This is a genomic window from Bradyrhizobium sp. USDA 4486, from assembly GCF_054057995.1.
Genome location: NZ_JBSRZV010000001.1, coordinates 462,661 through 475,545, shown reverse-complemented (window position 1 = coordinate 475,545; position 12,885 = coordinate 462,661). Strand labels below are relative to the sequence as shown.

At 63.5% G+C, this 12,885-nt stretch carries 12 protein-coding genes; 4 read left to right on the top strand and 8 right to left on the bottom strand.

Going from position 1 to position 12,885, the window contains the following annotated elements; translation table 11 throughout:
* Nucleotides 1–2 precede the first annotated feature (2 nt).
* The 3 genes from ACVWY3_RS02315 to ACVWY3_RS02305 are packed head-to-tail and all read left to right on the top strand — an operon-like array spanning nt 3 to nt 3,610.
* Nucleotides 3–1,529, top strand: coding sequence for a class I adenylate-forming enzyme family protein (locus ACVWY3_RS02315; protein ID WP_456837007.1), 1,527 nt, complete (start codon nt 3–5; stop codon nt 1,527–1,529).
* Nucleotides 1,526–2,614 carry an NAD/NADP octopine/nopaline dehydrogenase family protein gene (locus ACVWY3_RS02310; protein WP_456837006.1) on the top strand — a complete coding sequence of 363 codons (1,089 nt, stop codon included), beginning with the start codon at nt 1,526–1,528 and terminating at the stop codon, nt 2,612–2,614. The genes ACVWY3_RS02315 and ACVWY3_RS02310 overlap by 4 nt, the downstream gene beginning before the upstream one ends.
* 3 nt (nt 2,615–2,617) lie before the next feature.
* Nucleotides 2,618–3,610, top strand: a complete 993-nt coding sequence (locus ACVWY3_RS02305) for a 3-hydroxybutyryl-CoA dehydrogenase (protein ID WP_456837005.1) — start codon at nt 2,618–2,620, stop codon at nt 3,608–3,610.
* On the opposite strand, the gene ACVWY3_RS02300 is transcribed toward ACVWY3_RS02305, so the two are convergent.
* From ACVWY3_RS02300 to ACVWY3_RS02275, 6 genes are all read right to left on the bottom strand, one after another.
* Nucleotides 3,607–4,653: a peptidase M29 gene (locus ACVWY3_RS02300; protein ID WP_456837004.1), complete on the bottom strand. Its 1,047-nt coding sequence runs from the start codon at nt 4,651–4,653 to the stop codon at nt 3,607–3,609. The two genes, ACVWY3_RS02305 and ACVWY3_RS02300, sit on opposite strands and share 4 nt — an antisense overlap.
* Nucleotides 4,654–4,688: 35 nt before the next feature.
* Nucleotides 4,689–5,456, bottom strand: a complete 768-nt coding sequence (locus tag ACVWY3_RS02295; protein ID WP_456837003.1) for an ABC transporter permease — start codon at nt 5,454–5,456, stop codon at nt 4,689–4,691.
* Nucleotides 5,453–6,238, bottom strand: a complete 786-nt coding sequence (locus ACVWY3_RS02290; RefSeq protein ID WP_456837002.1) for an ABC transporter permease — start codon at nt 6,236–6,238, stop codon at nt 5,453–5,455. The genes ACVWY3_RS02295 and ACVWY3_RS02290 overlap by 4 nt, the downstream gene beginning before the upstream one ends.
* Entirely contained in the window at nt 6,235–7,080 is an 846-nt protein-coding gene (locus tag ACVWY3_RS02285) for an ABC transporter ATP-binding protein (protein ID WP_456837001.1), read from the bottom strand. The genes ACVWY3_RS02290 and ACVWY3_RS02285 overlap by 4 nt, the downstream gene beginning before the upstream one ends.
* Nucleotides 7,081–7,205: 125 nt before the next feature.
* The gene (ilvD, locus tag ACVWY3_RS02280; protein WP_456837000.1) at nt 7,206–8,900 is read right to left on the bottom strand and encodes a dihydroxy-acid dehydratase; all 1,695 of its coding nucleotides are present in this window, start codon (nt 8,898–8,900) and stop codon (nt 7,206–7,208) included.
* A gap of 77 nt (nt 8,901–8,977) precedes the next feature.
* Entirely contained in the window at nt 8,978–9,976 is a 999-nt protein-coding gene (locus ACVWY3_RS02275) for an ABC transporter substrate-binding protein (protein WP_456843268.1), read from the bottom strand.
* A gap of 166 nt (nt 9,977–10,142) precedes the next feature.
* Here ACVWY3_RS02275 and ACVWY3_RS02270 point away from each other — a divergent pair, with 166 nt between their 5' ends.
* Nucleotides 10,143–11,051 carry an NAD(P)-dependent oxidoreductase gene (locus tag ACVWY3_RS02270; protein WP_456836999.1) on the top strand — a complete coding sequence of 303 codons (909 nt, stop codon included), beginning with the start codon at nt 10,143–10,145 and terminating at the stop codon, nt 11,049–11,051.
* A gap of 21 nt (nt 11,052–11,072) precedes the next feature.
* On the opposite strand, the gene ACVWY3_RS02265 is transcribed toward ACVWY3_RS02270, so the two are convergent.
* Together ACVWY3_RS02265 and ACVWY3_RS02260 are read right to left on the bottom strand one after the other, a co-directional pair.
* Nucleotides 11,073–11,636, bottom strand: a complete 564-nt coding sequence (locus ACVWY3_RS02265; RefSeq protein ID WP_456836998.1) for a flavin reductase family protein — start codon at nt 11,634–11,636, stop codon at nt 11,073–11,075.
* Between the two features lie 9 nt (nt 11,637–11,645).
* Nucleotides 11,646–12,845, bottom strand: a complete 1,200-nt coding sequence (locus tag ACVWY3_RS02260; protein WP_456836997.1) for an acyl-CoA dehydrogenase family protein — start codon at nt 12,843–12,845, stop codon at nt 11,646–11,648.
* Nucleotides 12,846–12,885: the final 40 nt, after the last annotated feature.

Here is a 12,885-nt window from a genome sequence, read left to right as displayed (position 1 = left end):
CGGTGGACCTCTGTAGTCTGATCGATCGCAACGCGGCTTTTGCGCCAGACAAGACAGCCATCGCTTTCGAAGGGAAGCGGCTCAGCTACGCCGCGTTCGCCTCGCGTATCGAACAGACCGCAACAGCCCTGAAGCGGGAGCTTGGCGTCGGCCGCGGCGACCGCGTCGCGATCCTCAGCCTGAACCGGCCGGACTACCTGGTTCTGCTCTACGCCTGCGCGCGGCTCGGCGCGATGCTGGTGCCGCTGAACTGGCGGCTGGCCGTCGCCGAGCAGCTCTTCATCCTCACCGATGCGGGCGCCAAGGTACTGGTGCTGGAGCAGGCATTTGCGGGAGTTCTTTCTGAACTTGCGGCGGGGACTGCCGTCGTCGGCCTAGATTTCGCGCCGCCGCGCGGAACGACGTTTGAAAGCCTGCTGACTCGCTGCGCAGGAAATGGCCGCAATCCGCACACTGATCTCTCCTGCCCCCTCCTGATCGTCTACACGTCAGGCACGACTGGGCGTCCAAAGGGCGCCGTGCTGCGGCAGGAGGCGCTGTTCTGGAACGGTGTCATGAGCCAGCACATGCACAACATGACCTCCGACGATCATGTGCTGACGGTGCTGCCGTTCTTCCATGTCGGCGGCCTCAACATCCAGACCACCGCAGCGCTCCAGCTGGGTGCGACCGTCACGATCCATGCCCGCTTCACGCCGGACACCGCGCTCGCTGCGATCGAACGCGAGCGGCCGACGCTGACGGTGATGGTGCCGGCGATCATCCAGGCCGTAAGCGAGCATCCTGCTTGGGCGGCGACCGATCTCTCATCGCTCAAGGCGGTTGCGACCGGTTCGACCATCGTGCCACCGCACCTGATCGAGCGCTTCGTCGCGCGCGGCGTTCCCGTGCTCCAGGTGTATGGCTCGACGGAGACCTGCCCCATCGCGGTCTACACGCGCCTTGGCGGCGATCTCTCGCGGGCGGGATCGACCGGACTTGCGGGCCTTTGCTGCGAAGCGAAGGTGATCGACCAGGCAGGCCACGAGGTACCCGCAGGCACCCCGGGCGAGATCGCGGTGCGCGGACCTAACGTGTTCTTCGAATATTGGGGCAATGCGGATGCCACGCGCGACGCCCTGAACGAGGGCTGGTATCGCACCGGCGATATCGGGCTGTGCGACGCCGACGGCTATTTTTGGGTCCGCGACCGCAAGAAGAATATGATCATTTCCGGCGGCGAGAACGTCTATCCTGCCGAGGTCGAGCGCGTCCTGCTTGAACACCCCGATGTCAGCGAATGCGCCGTGATCGGGCGGCCCGATCCGCGCTGGGATGAAGTGCCGGTCGCCTATGTGATCCCGCGATCCGGCTGCAAGCTCGACGCGGACGAGCTGCGCGTGCACCTTCAGGCCCAGCTCGCGCGCTACAAGGTTCCGCGAGATATCGTCTTTGTCACCGACCTGCCGCGCACGGCGCTGGGCAAGGTCCAGCATTTCCTGCTGAAGCAGCTTGATGCGCAGTCGCGCGCACAAGGAGAAGCATCTTGAAGATTGCAGTTCTAGGTGGGGGGAACGGCTCTTTCGCGGCCGCAGGCGATTTCGCGCTATCCGGCCATGAGGTCCGGCTCTGGCGTCGCGATGCCGGTCAGGTCGCGGCACATCGTGCCGCCGGCTCGCGCATTCTGGTGAAGGATCATAACGGCCGTCACGACGCGACGCTTGCGCTGGTGACGACCGACATCGCCGAAGCCGTCAGCGGGGTCGAGCTGATTCTGTGCCCTGCTCCCGCCTTCGCGCAGTCAGACATCGCCCGCCTGCTCGCGCCGCACCTACGCGACAGCCAGGTCGTATTCCTGCCGCCGGCGACATTCGGATCGATGATCTTCGCTCGGGCCGCAAGGGATGCCGGCAACCACGCCAAGGCGAGCTTTGCCGAGACCGGCACACTGCCCTGGCTGACTCGCAAGCACGGGCCGTTCGAGGTCGCGATCACTATCCGCGCCAAACGGCTGCCAGTCGGCGTGTTTCCGCTCGACCAGGCGCCGCACGCACTTAAAGTGATCGGACGCGCTTTCCCCGATGCAATCGAGCCTTGTGGAGACGCGCTCTCTGGCGCGCTGATGAATGCCGGGCCGATCATCCACCCGCCGCTGATCGTGATGAACGCAGGCCCGATCGAGCATTTCGAACGCTGGGACATCCACAAGGAGGGGACGCAGGCGGCGATCCGCCGGGTGACCGACGCACTCGACGCCGAGCGGGTCGCGGTGCGCGAGGCGCTCGGATACGGCGCGCCGCATTTTCCGCTGGCTCACCACTACGCCAGGGAAGGCGAAATCTGGATGTATGGCCGCGGCTCGCATGACCGGCTGACCGATTCCGGCGACTGGCGTGAGCGCCTCGTGCTAACCGAGCATCGCTACATGCGTGAAGATTTGCGGCTGGGGCTGTCGCTGCTGGTGTCCGTGGCCGGCTTGGCCGCTGTGGCCACACCGCTGGCCAAGGCCTTTCTGGCCATCGGTGGCTCCATCTGCGGCGAGGATTTTGCGCAAGGCGGCCGAACGCTCGCCACGTTAGGGCTCGGCAACCTCAGCAAGGCCGAACTGCAGACGCTGCTTCGCAATGGATTCTGATCAATGACCCGTCGCGCCAACATCGCCTGTCTGGGGGCCGGGCGCATGGGGCGCGGCATCGCCGTCGCGTTCGCCTACGCGGGTCACGCGGTTACGATGATCGACATCAAGGCCCGTTCCGCGGAGGATTTCGCCAAGCTGGAGACCGACGCACTCGGCGAGGTCAGAATGACTTTTGCCAGCCTATCGAAGCTGGGGTTGCTGACCGAGGCAGATGTCGATCCACTCATTGCGCGGATCTCGGTGGTACCGGCTAACCAGAGCGGTGCGGCGCTGGCCGAAGCCGGAATGGTCTTCGAGGGCGTTCCAGAGGTCGTCGAGCTCAAGCGCGAGGTGCTGGGCGCCGCTTCAAAACACGTTGGCGCCGACACGATCATCGCATCGACCACGTCGACCATCCTCGTCGACGATCTCTCCGGCGCGATCGTGAACCCTCGCCGCTTTCTCAACGTGCATTGGCTCAATCCGGCCTATCTGATCCCGCTGGTGGAAGTGTCGCCCGGCAAGGCTACCGATCCCGCCATCATCGATGAAGTCAAGGCACTGCTTGAAGGCATTGGGAAGGTACCGGTGGTTTGCGCGGCGACGCCGGGTTTCATCGTTCCGCGCATCCAGGCGCTGGCGATGAACGAAGCCGCGCGCATGGTCGAGGAAGGCGTCGCCAGCGCCGAGGAGATCGACAAGGCAATCCGCTTCGGCTTCGGCTTTCGCTACGCCGTGCTGGGGCTACTCGAATTCATCGACTGGGGCGGTGGCGATATCCTGTACTATGCCAGCCGCTATCTCGAAGGCGCCCTCGGCAGCGACCGCTATCGCGCGCCCGACGTCATCTCACGCAACATGCATGAAGGCCGGATCGGCCTGCGCACCGGCGCCGGCTTTCTCGACTATTCCGGCATGGACGTCGATGCCTATCGCGCAAAACGGCTTCAAGCCATGGTGGACCTGCTCCGGCACTTCGACCTGGCTCGCCCGCCCGTGCTCGATCGCGACTAGCCGAAGACGTCCTGAAGCACGCCTTCCCGCACCACCGCTACGCCATCAAGCTCGATGGTCGTTCCCATCATCGGCAGATCGAAATGACCGGCGGTGTAGCGGCCGGCGAATTCGTTGGCGCCGGTCGAGAACAGGAAGTTGCCGGAGACGGCGCGAATTTCCGTGCCGTTGGTGTCGCGCTGATCGTACATCGACAACGCCTCATAGCGCGCGCCCGGGTTCATCCCGAAACCGACATGCGAGACTGCATAGGCTTCGCGATCGCCCCAGGCAGCGAGATAAGCGCGCATCATCGCAGCATCCGTGCCCTCGCCTTCCAGCTCGACGACATAATCGTCCTTCAAGGTCATCTTCACCGGCGAGGTCAGGTAGCGCTTGAACGTCAAATTGATGTCGCCCGGTGCCATCACCAGCGTGCCGTTGATCGTCCCGCTCTTGGGGAAGCTGACGACGATGCCGCCAGGCCAATGCGCGAGCGTGCCCGGCTTGTCGGTCCATCCCCAGACGCCCACCGTGGACGCACCCTCCATGTCGACGTCGAGCGCCGTACCAGCCTTCGAGGTGACGCGCATCCGCTTGGTCCCGCGCAGCATCTTTGCTGCCGCGCGCACACGCCTCTCGAGCGCGGGATCCGGCACCATTCGCTCCAGCGCCTCGGGATGCTCGTTGGAAATCACCAGGATACGCGCACCGGCCTTGAGAATATCCGGGGTCTCCACCGCATGCATCAGGCCCTCGATGGTGCAATCCACCACGAAGCCGGCCTGCTGAAGCGCGGTGATGACGGGGCCGAGCTTCTGGATCGCTTCGCTGGCACCCGTCGAACGAACCGGAACGATATTGCGGTTGCGCGGCGTCGGCATCACCAAATGGAACGGCCGCGCGCCCATGCGCAGCAACGCGAGCTCCGCCAGATGCACATTCAGCGCGCGCGACTGGGTTTCCGAAAGGATCGCCGCGGTATCGCCAACCTTGACGGCGCAACGCTCGAAGATCTCGCAAAACGCGTCGATCCATTTTGCCTCGATGCGATCAGCCAGCATGGTTCACTCCCGGTCTTGCTTCTTTTCGTCTAGTTTCACGCTTCGGGGAAGCCGCGCAGCAGGTACGAGCGCATCGCCCCGAGCAGCCCATTCAGGATCAGGCCCAACAGCGAGATCGTGATCAGCGGCACGAACATGTCGACGGCCTGAAAGGTTCGGGCCGCCGTGACGAGGGCATGGCCCAGTCCGTCCGTCGACGTGATCATCTCGGCCAGAAACACCACGATGCAGGAAATGACAAGGCCGATCCGGCAACCTGTCAGGATCGACGGCATCGCTGCCGGCAACACCACCTTGAACAGGATTTCGTAGCGCGGCGTTCCCGCCGCCATCGCCGACCAGATCAGCTTCTGCTCGACGGTCGATGCCCCGTAATAGGTGGACAACAGGATCGGGAAGAGCGCGTCCGCCGCCACCAGCGTGATCTTCGAGCCGTGGCTGAAGCCGAGCAGCAGCAGAAGTGCCGGATAGAGCGCAACCTTGGGCAATGGTGCCAAGACGCGCACAATCGGCCGAACCACGGCATTGATCGCGGGATTGGCTGCGGCGGCGATGCCAATGCTGACGCCGAGCACGACCGCGACCGCGAAGCCCGCGAACAGCCGAAGCAGGGTCGCCGCGATCTCCTGCTGAAATGTCCACGTCACGAGCTGCTGGAGCAACCGGCTGAAGACCAAGCCCGGCGGCGGCAGCAAGACAGCAGGCGCAAAACCGAACGATACAAGGCCTTGCCACAGCGCGATCACCAGGACGATGGGCGCGAGCCCGAAGATCACGTTTGTGCGGAGAAGGTGCGAGGTCATGAGAAGCTCAGCGGCATGTCGAACTGAGGCTCGGACCAGCGCACCAGCCACGCGCGGATCCGCTCGAAGATCGCATCGAGGCAGATGCCCATTGCTCCGACGATGATGATCATCGCAAAGACGGTGTCGTACTGTCCCATATCGAGCGCGTTGAAGAGGATGTTGCCGGCGCCAGACTGGCGGGCGATCATCTCGCTCGTGATCATCGTGATCAGCGCCAGCACGAGCCCGGTGCGGCAGCCGGTCAGGATTTCCGGCAACGCCGCCGGCAGCACGATCCGCACCAGTCGTTGCAGGGCCGAGAGCCCCATCGCGGCACCTGACCACAGCATCTTCTCTTCGACCGCCTTGGCGCCCTCGAAGCTGTGGTAGATCACCGGCAGGCTGACGCCGAGGAAGATCACCAGCGTCTTCGTGACATCGCCGACGCCGAGCCACAGCATGATAATCGGCATCAGCGCCGCTTTCGGCACCGGGTAAATTACCATCAGCAGCGGATTGAAGAAAGCCGCGACGGCCCGGCTGCGGCCCATCAACAGGCCGAGCGGAATCGAAACGAGGACAGCTATGCCGAACCCGATCGCCATACGCCGAAGCGAGGCGAGGATATTGATCAGAGACTCCTTGTCGCCAAGGATGTCCGGGATCGCGCGGATCGCCTCGAGCGCCGTTGGAAAGCTGTCGTTCTTCAGCGCAAGCGAGGCAACCTGCCACAGCCCCAGCAAACCGATGCATGCGAGCACCGGGGCAGCGCGTCTGACCAAGGCAGCCGGCGACATCATGAGGCGTGTCCGGCCTCGTCGCTTTCATCGAACATGCGCTCGATCTCGACGACGTATTTCTGGTAGCGCGGGTCGAGCAACAGCTCGTTACGCCGGCGCGGCCGCGGCAGATCGATATCGATCACCTGCCGGATGCGACCAGGCGATTTCGACATCATCACGACCTTGTCGGAGAGGAACACCGCTTCGTCGACCGAGTGGGTCACGAACAGCACCGTCTTGCGATCACGCTCCCAGATGCTCAGAAGATCGTTCTGCAAACGTGTCCGGGTGTGAGCATCGAGCGCCCCGAACGGCTCGTCCATCAGCAAGACTTCAGGATGATAGGCAAGTGTCCTGGCCAGCGCGACGCGCTGCTTCATGCCGCCGGACAGCTCCTTGGGGTAGAAATTCTCATAGCCCTTGAGGCCGACCATCTCGATCAGGGCCCGGCTCTGCGCTTCCGCCTCGGTGGCGCGTACACCCTGTTGGCGCGGGCCGTACATGACGTTGCCCAGGACAGTCTTCCACGGGAATAGCGCGAACTCCTGGAACACGGGGCCGCGATCGGGTCCCGGACCCGTGATCGCCTGCCCCTTTATCTTCGCCGCGCCGCTGGTCGGGCTGACGAAACCGCCGACGATGTAGAGCAGTGTCGACTTACCGCAACCAGAAGGACCGAGGATGGAGACGAAAGCTCCTTCTTCGATTGTCAACGAGATGTCCGATAGCGCCAGATGATCCCTGCGCGCCGAGGTCTGAAACACCTGCGAGACGCGGTCGATCTCGATGATCGCAGAAGCCGGCTTTTGTGACGTCGCCGGTCCCACCCATTCGCCCGATCTCGAGGCCACCACAGTCATCCCGTCTCCCACTTCACTCGCGCGCGAATGTCGCGCGGCGGATCTGCTGATGTCCTCCATCAGCGGCACGAGCTTAGCAAGAAACCTGCCAGACCGGCGGGCATTTTCGCAAGACTGCGGCGCGGTCATTCGAACCAGGGCCATTCTGCCGGGCCTTCATGCGTGACGGCTCCGCCCGGCGCCTGCCCGACCAACCGCGCATATTTTGCCAGTGCACCTGCGCGATGGCGCGGCGGGCGCTGCTTCCAATCGCGTCGGCGCGTCGCGAGTTCCTGTTCATCAACCAGCATATCCATGCGCCGGTTTACGGCATCGATCCGGATCCGGTCGCCGTCACGAACGAGCGCCAACGGACCACCGACAAACGCTTCCGGGGACACGTAGCCGATGCACATGCCGCGGGTTGCGCCGGAGAATCGGCCATCGGTGATGAGGGCCACCTTCTCGCCCATGCCCTGCCCGTAGATCAGCGCGGTGACGCCGAGCATCTCGCGCATACCGGGGCCGCCGACCGGCCCTTCATTGCGGATCACGAGAACCTCGCCCGCCTTGTAGCTGCGGTCGCGAACCGCTTTGACACAGGCTTCCTCGTCTTCGAAGACGCGCGCGACGCCCTCGAAGAACTGGCTCTTCAAACCCGCGACCTTGATCACCGCACCGTCGGGACAGAGATTGCCCTTCAGCACCGCCACGCCGCCATCGGGCATAATCGGCGTGCGGGCTGCATAAATGATCTCGCCGTCGGGAGCGTTGGCCGCGCCATATTCTTCAGCGAGTGTGCGGCCCGTGATGGCGATGCAGCTGCCATCGACATGCCCGCTCTGGATCAGCTCGCGGATCACGACGGCAGCGCCGCCGATATCGTAGACGTCCTTGGCGGTGTATTTACCGCCCGGCCGCAGATTCCCGATCAGCGGCGTTCGGGCAAAAACCTCGCCGACGTCATCGATCGTGAACGCAACGCCCGCTTCATTTGCAATCGCCGGCAGGTGCAGTGCGGCATTGGTCGAGCCGCCGGTCGCGGCGACGATTGCCGCGCCATTCTCAAGGGATTTCCGCGTGACGATGTCACGCGGCAACGGACCGCCGCGTTCCAGCATCTCCATGATCAGCCGGCCGGCGCGTCGCGAGATCTGCGCGCGCTCGGCATAGACACCTGGCACCATCGAGACGTTGGGGATGGTGAGGCCCATGGCCTCGGACACCATTCCCATGGTGTTCGCAGTGAATTGGCCGGCGCACGCGCCGATGGTCGGCAGGCAGGCACGCTCGATCCGCTCGAGCGTCGTGCCGTCGATCTCACCTGTCATGAAGCTGCCGACGGCTTCATAGGAGTCGAGCACCGTCAAAGTCCGTCCGTCCACGCGGCCCGGCAGCGAGCTGCCGCCGTAGATGAAAATGGACGGCACGTTGCAACGAACCATGCCCATCATGACGCCGGGAAGCGTCTTGTCGCACCCGCCATATCCGATCAGCGCGTCATAGGCGAGGCCGTGGACGACGGCCTCGATCGAGTCGGCGATCAGCTCGCGCGAAAACAGCGAGAACTTCATCCCTTCATGATTCATGCTGATGCCATCGGACACCGAGACGGTCGAGAATTCGCGCGGCGTGCCGCCGGCCTCCTCGATCCCCGTCTTGGCCGCGGCCACTTGGAAGTCATGAGTCATGTTGCAGGGCGTCTGCTCGCCCTTCATGCTGACGACGCCCACCATCGGTTTGGCAATCGCGACGTCATCGAGCCCCATGGCACGCATAAACGCGCGGTGCGGCGCCCGGTCGCGGCCGTCTGTCGTGAGTCGTGATCGCAACTTCTTCATACTTGCATCTTCTTCATGCAACGTCCCGGATCACCTGGGACGTTGCGATCTCCTTGGGTTCGAGGTAGCGCCGCTCCCTATTCCAGTGGCGCGACGATTGTCGGGTGCTTGAACTGCGCCGCGTCCAGCTTCGGCAACATTCCCGTCTCGGCGTAGATGTCCAGCATCTTCTGGATCGCCGGAAAGTTTGGCGCGGCACCAGGATCGCGACCGAAATCATTGTCCTTGAGCAGATAGGTCTCCAGCACGGGAATGGGCGCTTTGAGAACCTCGTTGACGACCTTCAGCGTCTCGTCGCGGTTCGCCAGCGCCTTTTTCATTCCCGAGGTGATGTCGCGGACATAGGCCTTGACCACCTCCGGGTTCTTGTCGACGAAATCGGCGCGGCACGCTTCCAGAATGTGCACGATGTTTGGCATCGCCTGCGACAGCGAGAACAACTTCCTTGTTCCGCCCTTCGCTTCTGCACGCGCGGCAAACGGCTGGTTCATGTTGACCGCATCGACACGGCCCTGGCGTAGGGTATCTTCGGAGACGGCAAAGCCGACCTCAACAAGCTTGATATCTTTGGCCGGGTCGACGCCATTCTGGTTCAACAGCAGATTGAACGGCCCTTGCGTGCCACCGCCGATCACGGAGATGCCGACCGTCTTGCCCTTGAGGTCCGCGATCGTCTTGATCGGCGAGTCATCCATCACCGCCCAATAGACCGAGAAGCCGCCGGGCTTCTCGAAGACGTGCTGCGCCACGATATAGGCCTTGAGATTGCCGCCGACCACGCCGTTGGCGAGTGACAGCGGCGCCTGTGTCGCGCAGTCCAGCGCGCCGGCTGCCAATGCCTGTGTCATCGGCGCGGTGCCCTGAAACTGGGTCCATTCAATGTTGTAGGTCTTGCCGATATTGGGAAACTCAGCCGGGCGGCGCATCATCCAGTACTTGGATTCCTCGGCCGGGATCGTCCAGCCGACGCGGATCGTCTGCTGCGCCCATAACGGGCTCACGCCGGCGCTCACAGCTGCTGCCGCTCCCAAAGCCAGAATCCACTTCGAAATGCTCCACCTCGAAACGGTTCGCATCGTGCCCACTCCGCTGCTCCGGCGCCGACCGGCGCCACCCAACCCGACTGCCGCAAATGTTTCATGGTTCAAACAATCAAGCAAGCCATGCGGGTTGACCGGTTTCGCTGCCCGGCCTGCCATGTATGGTAAGGGGCGTTTGCGCTGCGACAGAACGAGGCAACCTATGGCTGATGCGAGCAAGACAAACCCGCAAGGCGTCGAGAGGCTCGGCTATGTCGGCCTTGGGCTGATGGGGACACCGATGACCCGGCGCCTGCTCAAAGCCGGCTATCAGGTCAGCGTCTGGAATCGCTCGGAGGGCAAGGTAGCACCGCTCGTCGCGGCTGGTGCAACGCGTGCAGCCACGCCTCGTGACGTCTTGGCGAACTCTGATATCGCGTTCATGTGCGTCACGGATGCGGCCGCCGTCGAAGAGGTGATTTTCGGGCCGGAGGGATTCACCGCAGCCCCCGGCGGAGGAAAGCTCGTGGTCGATTTCTCGTCGATCCATCCTGAGGCCGCGCGCGACCTTGCGGCGCGACTGAAGGCGGCGAATGGCGCTGCCTGGATCGACGCGCCGGTGTCCGGGGGCACCAAGGGCGCTGAGGAGGGCACGCTTGCGATCATGGCCGGCGGAGAAGCCGAGGAGATCGAGCGCGCGCGGCCCTATGTGCTGGCCATGGCCCGCAGATTCACCCACATGGGGCCCACCGGCGCCGGCCAGACCACAAAGCTCTGCAATCAGGTGATCGTCGGTTGCGCGATGGCCGTACTTGCGGAAGCGACACGCCTTGCCGTGAATGCCGGCATTGATGCCAACCGGTTGCCCGAAGCGCTCGCGGGCGGCTTTGCAGATTCCATTCCGCTTCAATTGTTCGTGCCGCGGATGGTCCAGGGGATTCATTCACCGCCCCTCGGTCATATCGCCACGATGCTCAAGGACCTCGATACGGTGGCCGACGTCGCGCAGACGACGTCGACGCCGGTGCCAATGGCCTCGCTGGCGGGGCAGCTGTTCAGGATGGCGAAAGCCGCGCGAGGCGCCGAGGCGGACGCGCTGGAGATCTACAAACTTTCAGCGGCAGAGGGCTAGGCTGTCGGACGGGAATGAGGCCTACGGTTTCTTCTTGCGATCATCATCCGCCAGGAACCGGCCATACGTCCCGCGCGCAAAAAGGAGAGGCTCCTTGGCATTGTAGGCATAGGCCTCGACCGCGCCGAGAAAGATCACGTGATCGCCACCATAATAGCGATTGACCGCGCGGCATTGAAAATTGGCGACGCTCTCGGCGAGCACCGGCGCATTGCCGAGGCCCGGCGTCCAGTCGACGTCCGCGAACTTGTCGCCGGAGGATTTTGCGAACTTGTTCGCAAGCGCCTGCTGCGAGGTGCCGAGCACGTGGACGGTGAAATGGCTGGCATTCTGAAACACGATCAGGCTCGACGAATAGATCCCGAGGCTCCACAGGACCAGAGGGGGATTCAAGGAGACCGACGCGAACGAATTGCAGGTGATGCCATAAGGCTTTCCGTCAGCCGCCGTGGCCGTAATGATCGTTACGCCCGTTCCATATGTGGCGAGCGCGTTGCGAAAATCGCGGGGATCGATCGACGAACTGTCGCTCGCAAGTTCATTGGCAGGATCGGGAACGGCCGGCTGCTTCGGCAGGTCAGTCATCGGCCGGCCTCAGAGCGTGAGGTTCTCGGACGGTAGCCCGAGAGCCACGCGTCCATAGTTGGTTCCGGCCGCATCGAAGTTGAACGCAAGATGCGAGTTGATGGCGTGGGCGTCACGGAATTGCCGCTGCAACACGCCCGTGGTGAACAGGCCGCGGGCCCCGCTCGCCGCAAACAGCATTGAGACCGCCTCGGTGCACAGATTCACCGAAAAGGCTCCATCGCGTCGATACCTGGTCTTCGTCGCCATATCGGGGATATGACCGCGTCTCGCATTCTCCACGGCTTCGATACAGGCCGAACGCATGATCAGGCGAGCAGCATCGATCTTGGCTGAAGCCTCCGCGATCTTGATCTGGGTACTCTGGAAGTCGCTCAGCTTGGCGCGGTTGTAAGTCGAGATGCGATGACGCGCGACCTCCGCATAATCATCCAGGCACGCTTGCGCATTCCCAAGCGCGACGCCGGACAGGACGTACGGAAACAGCGAGAACACAGGCAGCGTATACGACGGATTGGGATTGACTGCGCTTCCGGGCGTCGGCCCGCCGGCAAGATCGCCGACGGCGACCGTCATGTAGTCGGGCACAAAGATATCTCTGACCTCGACGTCAGAGGACCCGGTGCCGCGCAATCCCGCGACATTCCAGGTGTCCAGCACCTTGTAGTCGCCTTTCGGCAGCAGAAAGATTCGATATTCGATGCCATCAGCCTCGTCATCGGAGTAGACGACGCTCGCGAGCATGTTCCACTCGCAGGAGGCAACGCCCGACGAGAATGGCCAGCTCCCGTGCAGCCGGTATCCATCCTCGACCCTCGTGGCGCGACCGGCCGGAAAAATGAACGAGGACGCAATCAGCGCATCCGGATCGCGCCCCCAGACCAGATCTTGAGCCTTCTGCTCGAACATGCCGAGCATCCAGTGATGGCTCGCCAGGTTGGCAAGATTCCAAGCAACAGACGCGTCCGCCCGGCCGAGCAGCTCCGCGCAATCGACGAGGGCGACGTAGTCGAGCTCGGCACCGCCAACGCGCTTGGGCTGAAGCATCCGGAACAGACCGGCGTCGTGGAGGTCTTTCTCGGTTTCCGGCGGAAGATGCCGAAGCTCCTCGGTCCGCGCCGCCCTCTCACGCAGCTGCGGCAGGAGCGCCCGGGCCTTCGCGATCATGGCCGCATAGGCGCTGGCTTCTGGCCTTGTCGGCTGACCCATGCTCGGCTCCTGGTCAGGCGCCATTCGTCTCCCCTGCTGT